Annotated in this window: 13 protein-coding genes; 9 read left to right on the top strand and 4 right to left on the bottom strand. The window is 73.4% G+C overall.

Annotated features, from left to right (window positions below):
- Positions 1 to 74 precede the first annotated feature (74 nt).
- Positions 75 to 323, top strand: coding sequence for a WhiB family transcriptional regulator (locus CLV28_RS12135; RefSeq protein ID WP_100423592.1), 249 nt, complete (start codon positions 75 to 77; stop codon positions 321 to 323).
- A 158-nt stretch (positions 324 to 481) separates the two neighbouring features.
- On the opposite strand, the gene CLV28_RS12130 is transcribed toward CLV28_RS12135, so the two are convergent.
- Positions 482 to 1,975 carry a sensor histidine kinase gene (locus CLV28_RS12130; protein ID WP_100423591.1) on the bottom strand — a complete coding sequence of 498 codons (1,494 nt, stop codon included), beginning with the start codon at positions 1,973 to 1,975 and terminating at the stop codon, positions 482 to 484.
- Positions 1,976 to 2,072: 97 nt separating this feature from the next.
- On the opposite strand from CLV28_RS12130, the gene CLV28_RS12125 reads away from it, so the two are divergent.
- The 6 genes from CLV28_RS12125 to CLV28_RS12100 all read left to right on the top strand — a co-directional run bounded on the left by CLV28_RS12125 (position 2,073) and on the right by CLV28_RS12100 (position 8,921).
- Positions 2,073 to 2,585: a DUF2505 domain-containing protein gene (locus CLV28_RS12125; protein ID WP_100423590.1), complete on the top strand. Its 513-nt coding sequence runs from the start codon at positions 2,073 to 2,075 to the stop codon at positions 2,583 to 2,585.
- Positions 2,586 to 2,808: 223 nt separating this feature from the next.
- Positions 2,809 to 4,155 (top strand): ABC transporter substrate-binding protein, encoded by a 1,347-nt coding sequence (locus CLV28_RS12120; protein WP_239073220.1) that lies wholly within the window; start codon positions 2,809 to 2,811, stop codon positions 4,153 to 4,155.
- A 108-nt stretch (positions 4,156 to 4,263) separates the two neighbouring features.
- Entirely contained in the window at positions 4,264 to 5,412 is a 1,149-nt protein-coding gene (locus CLV28_RS12115) for a carbohydrate ABC transporter permease (protein WP_100423588.1), read from the top strand.
- Complete coding sequence (locus CLV28_RS12110; protein ID WP_100423587.1) at positions 5,409 to 6,323, top strand: carbohydrate ABC transporter permease; 915 nt, start codon at positions 5,409 to 5,411, stop codon at positions 6,321 to 6,323. Before CLV28_RS12115 ends, CLV28_RS12110 begins: the two co-directional genes overlap by 4 nt.
- Positions 6,320 to 7,783, top strand: a complete 1,464-nt coding sequence (locus CLV28_RS12105; protein WP_100423586.1) for a GH1 family beta-glucosidase — start codon at positions 6,320 to 6,322, stop codon at positions 7,781 to 7,783. Before CLV28_RS12110 ends, CLV28_RS12105 begins: the two co-directional genes overlap by 4 nt.
- Positions 7,784 to 7,889: 106 nt before the next feature.
- A complete protein-coding gene (locus CLV28_RS12100; protein ID WP_100423585.1) occupies positions 7,890 to 8,921 on the top strand; it encodes a LacI family DNA-binding transcriptional regulator in 1,032 nt (343 codons plus the stop codon).
- Positions 8,922 to 8,979: 58 nt separating this feature from the next.
- Here the strand turns inward: CLV28_RS12100 and CLV28_RS12095 are convergent, their stop codons facing one another.
- The 3 genes from CLV28_RS12095 to CLV28_RS12085 all read right to left on the bottom strand — a co-directional run bounded on the left by CLV28_RS12095 (position 8,980) and on the right by CLV28_RS12085 (position 14,451).
- On the bottom strand, positions 8,980 to 10,023 hold the full coding sequence (locus tag CLV28_RS12095) for a 1-acyl-sn-glycerol-3-phosphate acyltransferase (protein WP_203968173.1): 1,044 nt from the start codon (positions 10,021 to 10,023) through the stop codon (positions 8,980 to 8,982).
- Positions 10,020 to 10,886 (bottom strand): patatin-like phospholipase family protein, encoded by an 867-nt coding sequence (locus CLV28_RS12090; RefSeq protein ID WP_100423740.1) that lies wholly within the window; start codon positions 10,884 to 10,886, stop codon positions 10,020 to 10,022. The genes CLV28_RS12095 and CLV28_RS12090 overlap by 4 nt, the downstream gene beginning before the upstream one ends.
- 100 nt (positions 10,887 to 10,986) lie before the next feature.
- On the bottom strand, positions 10,987 to 14,451 hold the full coding sequence (locus CLV28_RS12085) for a proline dehydrogenase family protein (RefSeq protein ID WP_100423584.1): 3,465 nt from the start codon (positions 14,449 to 14,451) through the stop codon (positions 10,987 to 10,989).
- Positions 14,452 to 14,504: 53 nt separating this feature from the next.
- Here CLV28_RS12085 and CLV28_RS12080 point away from each other — a divergent pair, with 53 nt between their 5' ends.
- The gene (locus CLV28_RS12080; RefSeq protein ID WP_100423583.1) at positions 14,505 to 15,284 is read left to right on the top strand and encodes an AraC family transcriptional regulator; all 780 of its coding nucleotides are present in this window, start codon (positions 14,505 to 14,507) and stop codon (positions 15,282 to 15,284) included.
- 9 nt (positions 15,285 to 15,293) lie between these two features.
- Positions 15,294 to 16,070 (top strand): aldo/keto reductase, encoded by a 777-nt coding sequence (locus CLV28_RS12075; RefSeq protein WP_100423582.1) that lies wholly within the window; start codon positions 15,294 to 15,296, stop codon positions 16,068 to 16,070.
- Positions 16,071 to 16,094: the final 24 nt, after the last annotated feature.

Genomic DNA, 16,094 nt, shown 5'->3' with positions numbered 1-16,094 from the left:
CCCGAACCTCGGAGCGCTTCCCCCCGTACTGCGCCCAGGATCTCGGTCGCTCGACCCTGCCCTAGGAGACGAAGATGGACTGGCGCCACCGCGCAGCATGCCTCGACGAGGACCCTGAGCTGTTCTTCCCGATCGGGAACACGGGCCCCGCGATCCTCCAGATCGAGGAGGCGAAGGCCGTGTGCCGTCGCTGCGACGTCGTCGACACCTGCCTCAAGTGGGCCATCGAGTCCGGGCAGGACGCCGGTGTCTGGGGCGGCCTGTCCGAGGACGAGCGCCGCGCGCTCAAGCGCCGCACGGCCCGCGCCCGCCGCGCCGGCTGACCGAGCGTCGATCGAGAGGCCGCCACCCCTGGGGTGGCGGCCTCTCGTGCGTCCGGGGGCGGCTCGTCGCCGCACGAGCGCCGCGCCGGGCAGGTCAGGGCGTCCCCCTGTACGCCCGGGGCGGCTCCCTGTACGCCCGGGGCGGCTCCCGGGAGGCCTCAGCCGTGCGCGGCCGCGTTCTCGCGCCGCGGGTCCCGGAGCGTGACCTCGATGCGCACCTCGGTGCCGCCACCGTCGCGGGGCACCCAGTCGATGCTCCCGTGCAGCTCGTTGGTCACGAGCGTCGAGACGATCTGCGTGCCGAGGCCTCGCTTGCTGCCGCGGGGGCGGGGCTCGGGCGCGGCGACCATGCCGGTGCCGTCGTCGGCGACCACGACGCGCGCCTGCGCGCCGTCCCGCTCGACGCTCACGGTCACGGTCCCGGACTCGCGACCGGAGAAGCCGTGCTCGACCGCGTTGGTCACGAGCTCGGTGAGCACGAGCGCGAGCGGCGTGGCGACCTCGGCGGGGACGAGCCCGAACGAACCCTCGCTCACGGTGCGCACCTTGGTGCCCGCGGACGCGACGTCGGCGGCGAGGCGCAGCGCCCGGCCGACCATGTCGTCGAACTCGACCTCCTCGTCGAGGGTCTGCGAGAGGCTCTCGTGCACGAGCGCGATCGTCGCGACCCTGCGCATCGCCTCCTCGAGCGCGGCCCGCGCCTCGGGCATGTCCATGCGCCGCGCCTGCAGGCGCAGGAGCGCGGCGACCGTCTGCAGGTTGTTCTTGACGCGGTGGTGGATCTCGCGGATCGTCGCGTCCTTGGTGATCAGCTCGCGCTCGCGGCGGCGCAGCTCGGACACGTCGCGGCACAGCAGCACCGCACCGATCCGCTGACCCGACTCGGTCAGCGGCATGGCGCGCAGCGAGAGCGCGACGCCGTGCGCCTCGAGGTCGGTCCGCCAGGGTGCGCGGCCCATGACGACGAGCGGCAGCGACTCGTCGACGGGGTTCTGGTGCTCGACGAGGTCGGTGGTCACCTCGGCGAGCGACCGCCCGACGAGCGGGCCGATCACGCCGAGCCGGTGGAAGCAGCTCAGCGCGTTGGGGCTCGCGTACAGCACCTCGCCCTCGGAGTTGAGGCGGATCAGGCCGTCCCCGACGCGCGGCGCCCCGCGGCGGGGACCGGTCGCGGCGTGCGCCATCGGGAACTCACCGCGCGAGATCATCGCGATCAGGTCGTCGGCCGCCTCGACGTAGTTGAGCTCGAGCCGGCTGGGCGTGCGTCCGCTGCCGAGGTTGGTCTGCCGCGCCACGACGGCGATCGCGCGGCCCTCGTGGACCACGGGCACGGCCTCCTCGCGCACGGCGTACGCACCGAACCACCGGGGCTCGCGCGAGCGTTGCGGCGCGACCTCGGACAACGCGCGGCGCAGCTGCGCGAGCTGGCCCTCGGGCGCGCGCGAGCCGACGATGTCGTCGTAGTGCACGGTGGCGCCCGTGCTCGGCCGGCACTGGGAGACCGCGACGAACCCGTGGTCGGCCGTCGGCATCCACAGCACGAGGTCGGCGAACGCGAGGTCGGAGATCACCTGCCAGTCACCGACGAGGAGGTGCAGCCACTCGTTGTCCGCGGCGGACACTTCGGCATGGCGGGAGATGAGATCACTCATGGCGGACACCCGACCAGCGTACGCACCGGCGCGCGCCCCCGCGGATCCGGCCGGTCACGGATAGAGTGCCTGCGGACCGCACGACCGAAGGGCGAGCATGGAGCTGACCGTCACACTGACCTTCGACGCGGCGCCCGACGCCGTCGCCGCGATGCTCGCCGACGCGGAGTTCGTCCGCTGGCGCGCCGCGTGGTCGAGCGGCGAGGGCACGGTCGAGCAGGCCGACGTCACGCGGGCCGCCGACGGCGGGTTCACGGTGTCGGTGCGTCGCACGCTCCCCAGCGCCCTGATCCCGCCGCAGGCGCGGGCGTTCGTGGGCGACCGGCTCGAGATCCGCCAGGTCGAGGTCTGGGGGCCGCCGGTCGAGGGCGTGCGCAGCGGGACGGTCGCGATCGAGATCACGGGAGCCCCCGTGCGCGTGACGGGGACGGTCCGGCTCGCGGCGGGCGCGGACGGTGGCTCGGCGCAGACCTACACGGGCGAGGTGCGCGCCACGGTGCCCCTGTTCGGGTCGATGGTCGAGCAGGCCGCAGCGTCCGCGGTGCGGGACGCCCTGCACGCCGAGGAGTCGGCCGCGCGCGCCTGGCTCGACGCGCCCGCGGAGGCCTGACGCCGGACACGGCGCCATAACGATTCGGAAACACGCCGGATACACGCACGCCCCTGACCTGCACAGACGCTCGCAAGGGAGCGCTCCCACTCCTCCGGGACGGCCTCGCGGCTTGACGCTCGGACACCCGGGCGGGTTTGATCCCCCCATGGGTGGGAGCGCTACCACCTCCCAGGGATGGGAGCGCTGCCACCTACGTCCACCCATCGACAAGGGAGTCATCGTGCAGAGCAGCACTCGCCCCACCCGCCGGTCGCGGAAGGCCTTCGCGGCCACCGCGGGCATCGCGGCACTCGCCCTCACCCTCACCGCCTGCGGCTCGTCCGACGACGGTGACGACGCCGCGGACGGCGGCGACAGCGACGCACCCGTCACGCTGACGATCGCGACGTTCAACGACTTCGGCTACACCCAGGACCTCCTGGACGCGTACACCGAGGAGCACCCGAACGTCACGATCAAGCACACGATCGCCGCGACGTCCGACGACGCGAAGGCGAACTTCACGACCAAGCTCGCCGCCGGCGGCGCCGGCCTGGCCGACATCCAGGCCGTGGACATCGACTGGATGCCGATCGTCCAGCAGTACGAGGACCTCTTCACGGACCTCTCGGACCCGTCGCTCGACGGCCGCTGGCTCGACTGGAAGACCACGCAGGGCTCGAGCAACGACGGCAGCAAGCTGCTCGGCTACGGCACCGACATCGGCCCCGAGGCGATCTGCTACCGCCAGGACCTGTTCGAGGCCGCAGGCCTCCCCTCCGACCCCGACGGTGTCGCGGAGCTGCTCGGCGGCGCCGACGCCACGTGGGACAAGTACTTCGAGGTCGGCAAGGACTTCGTGAGCAAGTCGGACGGCGTCGCGTGGTTCGACAGCGCCGAGGGCGTCTACCAGGCCATGGTCGGCCAGATCGAGGAGCCTTACGAGAACGCCTCGGACGGCACCGCCAAGGACCTCGCGTCCAACACCGACATCAAGGACCTGTTCACCACGGTCGCCACGATGTCCAAGGACGAGGGCCTCGCGGCCCCGAACCAGCAGTGGAGCGACGACTGGAACAAGGCGTTCCAGAACGACGGCTTCGCCACGATGGCCTGCCCCGCGTGGATGACCGGTTCGATCGAGACCAACTCCGGCGGCGTCGACGGCTGGAACATCGCCAACGTGTTCCCCGGTGGCGGCGGCAACTGGGGCGGTTCGTTCCTCGTCGTGCCCGCCTCGGGCGCGCACACCCAGGCCGCGAAGGACTTCGCCGCGTGGCTGACCGCTCCTGAGCAGCAGACGGCCGCGTTCAACAACTCGGGCAACTTCCCGAGCCAGGTCGAGGCGGAGGCCTCCGAGGAGGTCACGAGCGCGACGAACGACTTCTTCAACGACGCACCGGTCGGCAAGATCTACACCGACCGCGCCGCGGCCGTGACCGTGACCCCGTTCAAGGGTCCGAACTACTTCTCGATCAACTCGGCCGTCACCAACGCGCTCGTCGCGTACGACGTCCAGGGCAAGGGCAGCATCGAGAGCAACTGGGACGACGCCGTCAAGGCCTACGAGGCCCTCGGCATCGGCTGATCCACCTCCGACGGCCCGGCCCCACGACCGGGGCCGGGCCGTCGGTCCGCCAGGCCCCGGCGCCCCCGGGCGCCGCCCCTGCTCGTCTCCAGCCCTGAGGAATCGACCATGTCTGTCCAGACCCACGCGCTGCCCCCGACCGGGCTCGGCGAGCGCGACCCCCGGCCGCCGCGCCGCGTCGGCTTCAGCCAGCGCCTCGGCCGGTGGGACGTCAAGCTCTCGCCCTACCTCTACATCTCGCCCTTCTTCCTCCTGTTCGCGGTCACCGGGCTCTTCCCGCTGCTGTACACCGCGTGGGTGTCGGTCCACGACTGGTCGCTCATCGGCGGCCAGGGCGACATGGTCGGGCTCGAGAACTACACCGCGGTGCTGCAGCAGGAGGAGTTCTGGCTCTCGCTGCGCAACACGTTCGCGATCTTCCTGATCTCGTCCGTGCCGCAGGTCGTCATGGCGATCTTCCTCGCGGCGCTGCTCGCCCAGAACATCCGCGCCAAGACCTTCTGGCGCATGGGCGTGCTGCTCCCCTACGTCGTCGCCCCCGTGGCCGTCGGCATGATCTTCGGCCAGCTGTTCGCCGACCAGTACGGGCTGATCAACGCGATCCTCAACGCGGTCGGCCTGCCGTCGGTCGGCTGGCACTCGTCGACCTTCGCCGCGTGGTCCGCGATCGCGACCATGGTCAACTTCCGCTGGACCGGCTACAACACCCTGATCTTCCTCGCGGCCATGCAGGCCGTGCCGAGCGAGCTCTACGAGGCCGCGGTGCTCGACGGCGCCGGCCGCGTGCGCCAGTTCTTCTCGGTCACCGTGCCGCAGATCCGCTCGACGATCATCTTCGTGATCATCACCTCGACCATCGGCGGGCTCCAGATCTTCGACGAGCCGCGCGTGTTCGACGTCAAGGGCGTCGGCGGTCCGACCCACCAGTGGGAGACCACGACCCTCTACCTCTACAACGTCGGCTGGGGCCCGCAGATGAACCTCGGCCGCGCCTCCGCGGTGGCCTGGATGCTGTTCCTCGTCATCGTCGCGATCGGCCTGCTGAACTTCCTCATCACCCGCCGGATCTCCTCGACCGCCGACCAGCGCGCCCAGACGCGCAAGGAGCGCCGCGCGTACAAGGACGCGGTCCGTCGTCTGCGCATGCCGCTCGCCGCCCGCGAGGCCGACCCCGGGTCCGTCGCGGCGACCATCACCGCCGACCGTGCGACGTCCGGCACGTCCGCCGAGGACGAGTCCCCCAGGAGGACCTCATGAGCTCGATCCCCGTCATCGCGAACACCGCCGGCCCGGGTGCCGCGCGGGCCGCGCGACGCCGCGCGTCCCAGTCGTTCGGCTCGACGCAGCGCCGCCCCCGGTGGGTCACGTACACGATCCTCGGGATCGTGCTGCTGATCTCGGTCTTCCCGCTGTACTTCACGCTCATGCTGGGCTCGTCGACGCAGACCGAGATCTCGCAGTCGATCGTGCCGCAGTGGTTCCCCGACCTGAGCATCTTCGACCGCTTCGGCGACATCATCACCTCGGGGGCGTTCAACTTCCCCAAGGCGCTGCTGAACTCGATCATCATCTCGACGGTCGCCGCGGCGAGCACCGTGCTCTTCTCGACCATGGCCGGCTACGCGTTCGCCAAGCTCCGGTTCCGCGGACGGCGCGCGCTGCTCGTGTTCGTCATCGCGACCACGGCCGTGCCGACCCAGCTCGGCGTCATCCCGCTGTACATCGTGATGGCGAAGGTCGGCTGGATCGACACCATCCAGGCCGTGCTCCTGCCGGTGCTGGTCAGCGCGTTCGGCGTATTCTGGATGACCCAGTACCTCGAGAACGCTCTGCCGTACGAGCTCATCGAGGCGGCGCGGGTCGACGGTGCCTCGATGTTCCGCACGTTCTGGTCCATCGCGCTCCCGGCGGCACGCCCCGCCGCGGCGATGCTCGCACTGTTCACGTTCGTCCAGCAGTGGACGAACTTCTTCTGGCCGTCGATCGTGCTCAGCCAGGACAACGCGACCCTGCCGGTGATCGTCAAGCTCCTGCAGGGCAACTACCACACCGACTACTCGCTGGTCATGGCGGGCGTGTTCCTCACGACCGTCCCGCTGCTGATCGTCTTCGCCTTCACCGGCCGTCAGCTCGTGGCCGGCATCATGCAAGGAGCTGTCAAGGGATGAGCCCCTACGTCCCCACCACCCCGCTCGGTCCCGGGCCCAACGCCACGGGCGCCGTCCGCTTCCCCGAGGGCTTCCTCTGGGGCTCGGCGACCGCGGCCTTCCAGGTCGAGGGCGCGAGCCACGTCGACGGACGTGAGGACTCGATCTGGGACGCGTACTGCCGCGTCCCGGGGACCGTCGTCGGCGGCGACGACGGCACGCAGGCCTGCGAGCAGTACACGCGCTACGTCGACGACGTGCGGCTCATGGCCGACCTCAACCTCGCGACGTACCGGTTCTCGACGTCCTGGTCGCGCGTGCGGCCGGGCGGCGGCGCCGTCAACCCGCAGGGCGTCGACTACTACTCGCGCCTGGTCGACGAGCTGCTCGCCCAGGGCGTCATGCCGTGGCTGACCCTCTACCACTGGGACCTGCCGCAGGCCCTCGAGGACAAGGGCGGCTGGGCGAACCGCGACACCGCGTACCTGTTCCAGGAGTACGCCGTCACGATGCACGAGGCGCTCGGCGACCGCGTCGGCGTGTGGACGACGCTCAACGAGCCCTGGTGCTCGGCGTTCCTCGGCTACACCGGCGGCCAGCACGCGCCCGGCCGCCGCAGCCCCGCCGACGGCCTCGCGGCCGCGCACCACCTGATGCTCGGGCACGGCCTCGCGGTGCAGGCGCTGCGCGAGCGGGCGCCCGAGGCAAACCTCGGCATCACGCTCAACTTCGAGGTCGAGGACCCGAAGGACCCGTCGAACCCCGCCGACGTCGACGCCGCGCGCCGCCTCGACGGGCAGTTCACCCGGATCTTCGCCGACCCGATCTTCCGGGGGGCCTACCCGCTCGACGTGCTCGAGGACGTCGCCGGGCTGGGTCTCGAGGAGGTCGTCCAGGACGGCGACCTGGAGATCATCTCGACGCCCATCGACTCGCTCGGCGTGAACTACTACCACGGCAACCTCGTCGCGGCGACGCCCCCCGAGCACCCGCTCGGCGGGAACGCGCCCACGACGTACCCGACGCGCTCGCCCTTCCCGGCGGCGGACGGCGTGCACGTGCACCCCCGCGGCCTGCCCGTGACCGACCAGGACTGGGAGATCCAGCCTGAGGGCATGACCCGCCTGCTGACCCGCCTGCAGGAGGAGTACACCGGCCCCCGGGGCGTCGCGCTGTACATCACGGAGAACGGCTGCGCGTTCGACGACGTCGTCGAGCCCGACGGGTCGGTCGACGACCAGAACCGGCTCGAGTTCTTCGACGCGCACCTGCGCGCCGTCAAGGACGCGATCGACCTCGGTGCCGACGTGCGGGGCTACTTCGCGTGGTCGCTGCTCGACAACTTCGAGTGGACGTGGGGCTACGGCAAGCGGTTCGGCATCGTCCGGGTCGACTACGAGACCCAGGAGCGCACGGTCAAGGCCAGCGGTCGCTGGTACGCCGAGGTCGCGCGCGACAACACCGTCCCCGCGCGGGACTGAGACCACCTTCCTGACGGCCCTGTCCGTGTCTCGGCCGTCAGGAAGGTTTCCCAACAAATTCGAGACGGCGCCGCACCGGCCACCGACGTTCGGGCAGGATGACCCCATGACGACCACGCACGGCGGAGCAGCGTCCGCCCCCACGCTCGACGAGGTCGCCCAGGCGGCGGGCGTCTCCCGCTCGACGGCGTCGCGCGCGATCAACGGTGGTCTGCGCGTCTCGCCCGAGGCCCAGGCCGCGGTCGACGACGCGGTCGCACGCCTCGGCTACACCCCCAACCGCGCCGCCCGCTCGCTCGTGACGCGGCGCACCGACTCGATCGCGCTCGTGCTCCCCGAGCCCGACGAGCGCATCCTCAACGACCCGTTCCTCACGGGCACCCTGCGCGGCGTGAGCGCCGCGCTCGGCAGCTCCCAGCTCCAGCTCGTGCTCGTCATGGCACGCCCGGGCGAGCAGAACGGGCGCATCGCGCGCTACCTCGGCAGCGGGCACGTCGACGGCGCGATCGTCGCGTCGCACCACCGCGAGGACGGGCTCGAGGAGGCCCTCATGGGCTCCCGCCTGCCCGCGGTGTTCGTCGGGCGCCCGTTCCACGGCCCGGCCTCGGGACTCGTGTACGTCGACGTCGACAACCTCGACGGCGGCCGCCTGGGCGCGCAGCGCCTCGTCGACGCCGGCTGCCGCCGCGTGGCGACCATCACCGGACCGCTCGACATGACCGCCGGCATCGACCGGCTCGAGGGCTGGCGCACCGCGGTCACCGCGGCCGGCCTCGCGGACGACCTGGTCGACGGCGGGGACTTCACGACCGACGGCGGCGCGGCCGCGATGGCGCGGCTGCTCGACCGCGACCCGACGATCGACGGCGTGTTCGCCGCGTCCGACGTCATGGCCGCGGGGGCGCTGCGCGTGCTCGCCGAGCGCGGGCGATCGGTGCCCGACGACGTCGCGGTGGTCGGCTACGACGACCTCGGCATCGCCGCGGCGGCCACCCCGCCGCTGACGACGCTGCGCAACCCCGTGATCGACATGGTGCGCGCCGCGACCGACGTGCTGCTCGACATGATCGCGGGCGACGCCCCGCCGACCGAGCCCCGGCTCTTCCCGGCCGAGCTCGTCGCGCGCGCGTCCGCCTGACGCCGGCGCAGGGCCGGGCCACTGCCCCGGGCGTGGCGTCCGCGCCGGGCACGGGCCCTCAGTCGCGCGTCGCCGCCTGCTCGGTGATCCACGCGTCGACCTGGCGCCACTGGTCGTAGAGCCAGGTCTCGCGCGCGGCGGGGTCGCGCGGCAGGTCCGCGGCCCGCGTGACCCAGCGCCGCGTCACGATGCGCTTGTCCATGGGCAGCTCGCGCCAGATGTCGCGCGGCGTCACGAGCTTCTCGAGACCCGTGTGCGCGACCACGACGACGTCCGCCTCGGGCGCCTCCTCGACCGCGGCGAGGAACCCGCCGATGTGCGGCGCCATGACGTGCGGCATCGCCTCGGCCTGGTCGGCCAGCTCGTCGCTGCCGGCGGCACGCAGCGCCTCGATGCGGCGCGCGCGGCGACCCGGCGTCACGTTGCCGCCCTCGGGGAACAGCAGCACCGCGCCGCGCGGACCCATGCCGTGCGCGAGCGCGCCGACCGCGGCGCTGCCGCCCGGGGCGTCCGCGCGACGCCGCGAGCGCGGCGCGACGAACTGGGTCGGGATCCGGTGCAGCAGCGTGTCGATCGCCGGGTCCCACTGCAGCGTGTCCTTGAGCACGATGCGCGGCTCGCGCCCGAACAGGTTGAGCATCGCGTCGACGATCACGAACGAGTCGCCCGGCCCGGCGTGCCGGCTCACCACGATCGCGGGCCGCTGCGCGGGAGGCCGCGCTTCGCCGCGGACGTCGGGTCCGGCGTCCGACTCGTGCTCGATGCGCAGGCGCAGCGTCCAGCGCACCTGCCAGAAGAAGATGCCGATCATGCCGGCCGCGAGCCGGTAGTGGGCGCGCTGCGCCCACCGGCGCTGCATCGCCCAGCCGCACCCCGTCGCGATCCACAGGCCGAACAGCGCGAGCACGGCCGCGGCGTCCCACAGCACGTAGAAGCTCGCCATCCACAGCACGCGCGGCGTGCGCAGGCGACCCGGCCACGCCCACGTCACGATGCCCACCACGAGCAGGACGAGCATGAGGCTCGTGGGCACGAGCAGCAGCGCCGCGAGCACGATCGCCGGGGCGAGCACGAGGCGGCGGAACCACCGGGGAGGGATCACGCGGGCAGTCCGGCGAGATACGCCGACGACGCCTCGTACGCGACCGCGATGCGCCGGGCGGTCGCGTCGAGCTTGCGGAACGCGCCGAGCTTCGCGTCGCCCGGCAGCGACCCGCCGGTCGGGAGCACGTGCACCGTGACGCCGTCCGGCACGTCGGCCAGCTCACGGAAGAACCGGTGCCGGCGCGCGATCTCGAAGCTGATCCGGGCGACGTCCGCGGGGTTCTCCGGCGGGGTCAGCGGCTCCTCGATGCGCCCGACCTGCAGCACCCAGATCGTCGTCGCCCCGCGCCGGACGGCCTCGCCGAGCGGGATCGAGCTCACGAGCCCGCCGTCGACGTAGTGCTCGCCGTCGATCACGGTCGGCGGGAGCGCGCCCGGCACCGACGCCGAGGCCAGGACGGCGTCGACGAGCGGCCCCGCGTCGAACCACTGCTCGGTCGCCCGCTCGATGCTCGCGGCCGCGACGACGAGCGGCACCTCGAGGTCCTCGAAGGTCGCGTGCGACCCGAGCGAGCCCTCGATCAGCGTCCGCAGCGCGTCCGAGCTGTACAGGTGGGTACGCGAGCGGGCCAGGCGCCGCACCTGGCGGTACCAGGCTTCGCCGTACACGGCCGCCGCGGTGGGCGACGCCCACACCTCGTGCAGCTTCTCGACGACGCCGGACGTCGGGTCCGCGGCCACCGCGGCGCCCGTGATCGCGCCGATCGAGGTGCCGACCACGAGGTCGGGCGTCACGCCGTGCTCGAACAGGGCCTGCAGCATGCCGACGTGCACCGCGCCGCGCACGCCCCCACCACCGAGCACGAAGGCGGCCGTCGGTCCGGCCGTGGTGCCACTGCTCGTCGCGTCGTTGCTCGTCATGCCACCGCTCGCCATGGCACCGATCGTGCCACGGGCACCTCGGCGGACGCTGGACGGCGCACCGGCCGGTGCGCCGTCGTCGCGGCCCTGCGCCCGGCGCTCAGCGCATCACGTGCCCGTACCGGTGCAGCGTGCGGCTCACGGCCTGCTCGCGCAGCACCGTGAGCAGCTCGCGCCGCCCGCTCGCGAGCACCGGGTGGTCGAGCACCGTGACGAACCCGGTGCGTGCGGCCGCGGCCTCGCGCAACCCGGGCGCGGTGCCGACCACGCGCACGCGGCCCGTGACCCGGCCCGTGGCGACCGCGCGCGCGAACTCCTCGTCGCCCGTGGCGCCCGCCCCGCGGGCGGGACGCAGCTCGACCGTGACGCCCGCGCGCCGGGCCGCGGCGAGCACGCGCTCGACCTCGACGTCGCTCGCGTCGTGGCCGGCGCGCACCGTGAGCCCGTCGACCGGGCGGTACCGGAACACGTTCGACTCGGCGACCAGCCCGGACGGGTCGTGCTCGACGCCGAACTCCTGCGCCCAGGCGCGCGCGTCGTCGGCCTCGGCCCACGCGAGCCAGCCCGCGGGGTCGACGGTCCGGTCGGGCACGTCGTCCGCGTCGGCCCAGCGTCCGAGCTCGGCGACGTAGTTGGGCCCGCCCGCCTTGGCGCCCGGTCCGACGGCCGAGGCCTTCCAGCCGCCGAACGACTGGCGCTGCACGATCGCCCCGGTGATGGCCCGGTTGACGTACGCGTTGCCGACCTCGACGTGCTCGAGCCAGTGCTCGACCTCGTCCTGGTCGAGCGAGTGGATACCGCCCGTGAGCCCGTAGTCGGTCGCGTTCTGCAGCGCGAGCGCCTCGTCGAGCGTCGCCGCGCGCATGATCCCGAGCACCGGCCCGAACACCTCGGTCGTGTGGAAGAACGACCCGGGCGCGACGCCCTCCTTGAGCCCCGGGCTCCACAGCCGCCCGTCGTCCGACAGCCGCCGGGGACGCACGAGCCAGGACTCCCCCGGCTCGAGGCGCGTGAGCGCGCGCTCGAGCTTGTCGGACGGCGCCTCGGTCAGCGGGTTCATGACGCTCGCGAGGTCCGTGCCGGGCCCGACCACGATCGAGCGGACGGCGTCCACGAGCTGCGTGCGCAGGCGCCGCCCGGTCGTGGTGCGCGGGTCGCCCGCCGAGCCGACGAGGATCGCGAGCGACGCGGCCGAGCACTTCTGCCCCGCGTGCCCGAACGCCGAGCGCACGAGGTCCGCGACCGCGAGGTCGAGGTCGGCCGCGGGCGTCACGACGAGCGCGTTCTTGCCCGACGTCTCCGCGAGCAGCGGGCGCTCGGGCCGCCACGACGCGAACGTCTGGGCGGTCTCGAGGGCGCCCGTGAGGATGACCCGGGCCACGCCGTCGTGCGTCACGAGGTGCCGGCCGAGGTCGCCGTCGGGCACCCGGACGAACTGCACGACGTCGCGGGCGAGCGCCTCGTCGAACCCCGTGTCGGTGCTCCCCTCGGCGCACTCGCGCGCCACGTCGAGCAGGCCCGCGTGGATCGCCTCGACCGCACGCTCGAAGCAGCGCGGCGTCGGCGGGGCGGGCTTGGCGATCACGGGCGACCCGGCCGCGAGCGCCGCGACGACCCCGCCGACGGGGATCGCGACGGCGAAGTTCCACGGCGGCGTCACGAGCGTCACGCCGTCGGGGGTGAACCGCGCGCCGGGCACCGCGTCGAGCTCCTCGGCGGCGCGCGCGTAGTAGTTCGCGAAGTCGATGGCCTCGCTGATCTCGGGGTCGGCCTCGGCGACGGTCTTGCCGGGCTCGTGCACGAGCGCCGTGACGAGGTCGGTGCGGGCCTCGGCGAGGCGGGACGCGATCGCGCGCAGGGCGCGGGCGCGCGTGACCGGGGAGACCTGGGACCAGACCGCGGCGGCGCTCCGGGCCCGGGCGACGACGTCGTCGACCTCCTGGGTGCTCGTGAGCTCGGGCGTGCGCACGGGCACGTACCCGTCGCCGGCGGCGACGCGCCGCGCCCAGGACCGGTGCGCGGCGACCGCCGGGTCGGTGTCGGCCGCGTTGACGAAGCCCTCCACCAGCGGGGCGCCGTCGCCCGGCACGTCGGCGGTCGCGCCCGGCCCGGGGACGCTCGTGTCGGTGCGCGCGGTGCGTCGCGGCTCGACCGCCTCGGGCCGGTAGTGCGTGCCGAGCGTGACCGAGGCCCGGAACGCGGCCTCCTGCCGCCCCATCGGGTCGTCGGCGTCGGCGGGCGCGAACATCGAGTGCACGAAGTTCTGCACCGCCGAGTTCTCCTCGAGGCGCCGCACGAGGTACGAGATCGCGACGTCGAAGTCCTCGTCGCGCACCACGGGCGTGTAGAGCACGACCCGCCCGCCGTCCTTCGCGACCTCGTCACGCACCGCGCGCGACTCCGCGGGCGCCATGCCCTGCAGCATCTCGACGTCGAGCGCCTCGCTCACGCCGCGCGCACGGCCCAGCAGCACCGCGAGCGCCACGTGGAACAGGTTGTGGCTCGCGACGCCGAGACGCACCGCGTCGGTGCGGGGCGCGGTGAGCGCGTGGTCGAGCAGGCGCACGTAGTTCGCGTCGACGTCGGGCTTGGTGTCGTACGGGGCGACGGGCCAGCCGTGCAGCTCGGCCTCGACGTGCTCCATCGCGAGGTTCGCTCCCTTGACGAGCCGCACCTTGACGCGCGCTCCCCCGGCCGCGACGCGAGCCGCCGCGAACTCCGTGAGCTCGTCGAGCGCCCCGAGCGCGTCGGGGAGGTACGCCTGCAGCACGATCCCCGCCTCGAGGTCGCGGAACTCCTCGCGCTCGAGCACGGTGCGGAACACTGCCGTGGTCAGGGCGAGGTCGCGGTACTCCTCCATGTCGAGGTTGAGGAACACGCCGTGGTCGCGGGCCGCCCGGTACAGCGGCAGGAGGCGCTCGACCACGCGGTCGCGCGACCCCTCGAGGTCCCAGGTCACGAGCTGCGACGCGACCGACGACACCTTGACCGAGACGTAGTCGACGTCGGGCCGCTCGACGAGCGCGATCGTGCGCGCGAGGCGCGCCGTGGCCTCGTCCTCGCCGAGCACGGCCTCGCCCAGCAGGTTCACGTTGAGCGTGTACCCCTGCTCACGGGTGCGGGCCAGGTGCGGGCCGAGGCCCTTCCCGGCGTCCGCCACGAGGTGCCCGACGAGCTGGCGCAGCCGGACGCGGGCCGCCGGCACCACGACGTGCGGCAGCACGGGAGCGACCAGCGCCCCCGTGCGCATCAGAAGGCGGTCGACCGGGCCGAGGAACCCGTGGGCGTCGCCCGCGAGCTCACCCAGGCGGTGCAGCTCCTTGGCGGCGACACGCACGTCGTGCGGGCGGGCCACGTCGTCGACGAACCGGACCGCGAGCTCGAGGCCCTTCGGGTCCGAGACGAGCGCGCCCAGACGGCGGGCGGTCGACTGCTCGGCCGCGTCCTGGTCGGCGTCGGCGGCGGAGATCCACGTGCGGGCGAGGGTCACGGCGGACTCGACCAGGTCGTGGTCGATCGCCGTGCTGCTGGTGCTCCCCGGGTCGGGGAGGGTCTGGCTGCTCATCCCCCCACTGTGCGCCCGCCCCCGACGTGCTGTCTTGTACGAACCGGGCTGGAATGGGCACCGTGCACGACAACCCGACACCCGCCGCGGAGCCGGCCCTCCCCGAGCTCGCGGGACCCGCCCGCCTCGTCGCCGCGCTCAGCCCCGTCATGGTCGCCCTCATGGACGAGCTCGCCCAGACCATGTTCTGCGCCAAGGACCTCGACGGCCGCTACGTCGCCGTCAACCGCGTGTTCGTCGCGCGCACCAGCGCCCGCTCGCGCCGCGACGTCGTCGGGCGGACGGCGCACGACCTGTTCGTCCCCCAGCTGGCCGAGCGCTACGCCCGGCAGGACGCCGAGGTGATCCGCACCGGCCGGCCCCTGCGCAACGAGCTCGAGCTCATCCGCCGGCTCGGCGGGACCCCCGGGTGGTTCCTCACGTCCAAGCACCCCGTGCGCGACGCACGCGGCCTCGTCGGGCTCGTGTCCGTCTCGCAGGACCTGCACGAGTCCGACGCCGACGACGCGACCATGGACTCCATGGCGCGCCTCGTCGCCGCGGTCGAGCAGCACCTCGACGGGCCGCTGCCCACCACGGCGCTCGCGGCGCTCGCGGGCTGCACGCCCGACGTGCTGACCCGCCGCGTGCGCCGCGTGTTCTCCCTGACGCCGCGCCAGCTCGTGCTGCGCGCCCGCGTCGACCGCGCGACCACCCTGCTGACCGAGACCGACGTGCCCGTCTCGGCGGTCGCCGCGCAGGCGGGGTTCTACGACCAGCCGTCGTTCACGCGCACGTTCGCGCGGCTCACCGGCGAGACGCCGGCGTCGTTCCGGCGGCGGTCGCGGGCATAGTCTCGACGCATGACCGCGACCATCCCCACCGCACCCCTGCCCGGCGGCGACGTGCCGCTGCTCGGCCTCGGCACCTGGCAGTCCGAGGGCGACGACGCGTACCGCTCCGTGCTCACTGCGCTCGAGATCGGCTACCGCCACGTCGACACCGCGACCGGCTACCGCAACGAGGGTCAGGTGGGCCGTGCGCTCGCCTCGTCCGGCGTCGCGCGCACCGACGTGTTCGTCACCTCCAAGCTCCCGCCCGACCGCGCCGGCCGCGAGCGCGAGACGCTCGAGGCGTCGCTCGAGCTGCTCGGCGTCGAGCAGCTCGACCTCTGGCTCATCCACTGGCCGCCCGACGGCGTCGCGTCGCCGTGGGTGTGGGAGCGGCTCGTCGAGCTGCGCGACGAAGGGCTCGTACGGTCGATCGGGGTCAGCAACTACTCGGTCGAGCAGGTCGACGTCCTGTCCGAGCAGGTCGGCGAGACGCCCGCGGTCGACCAGATCCCATGGAGCCCCGCCGACCACGACAGCGCCGTCGCGCACCAGCTCGCGCAGCGCGGGGTCCTGCTCGAGGGGTACAGCCCGCTGCGGCGCACCGACCTCGACCACCCCGTGCTCGCGACGATCGCCGCCGCCCACCAGGTGACCCCCGCGCAGGTCGTGCTGCGCTGGCACCTCGACCACGGGTACGTCGTGATCCCGAAGTCGGTCACGCCCGCGCGCATCGCCGAGAACTTCGCGGTCACCGCCTTCGCGCTCACCGCCGACGAGCTCGCGCAGGTCGACGGCCTCGCCGGCTGAGGCACGACGACGCGGGCGCGCCCC

The sequence above is a fragment of the Sediminihabitans luteus genome, from assembly GCF_002797595.1.
GTDB lineage: Bacteria > Actinomycetota > Actinomycetes > Actinomycetales > Cellulomonadaceae > Paraoerskovia > Paraoerskovia lutea.
This window is presented reverse-complemented; position numbering and strand designations above follow the sequence as displayed.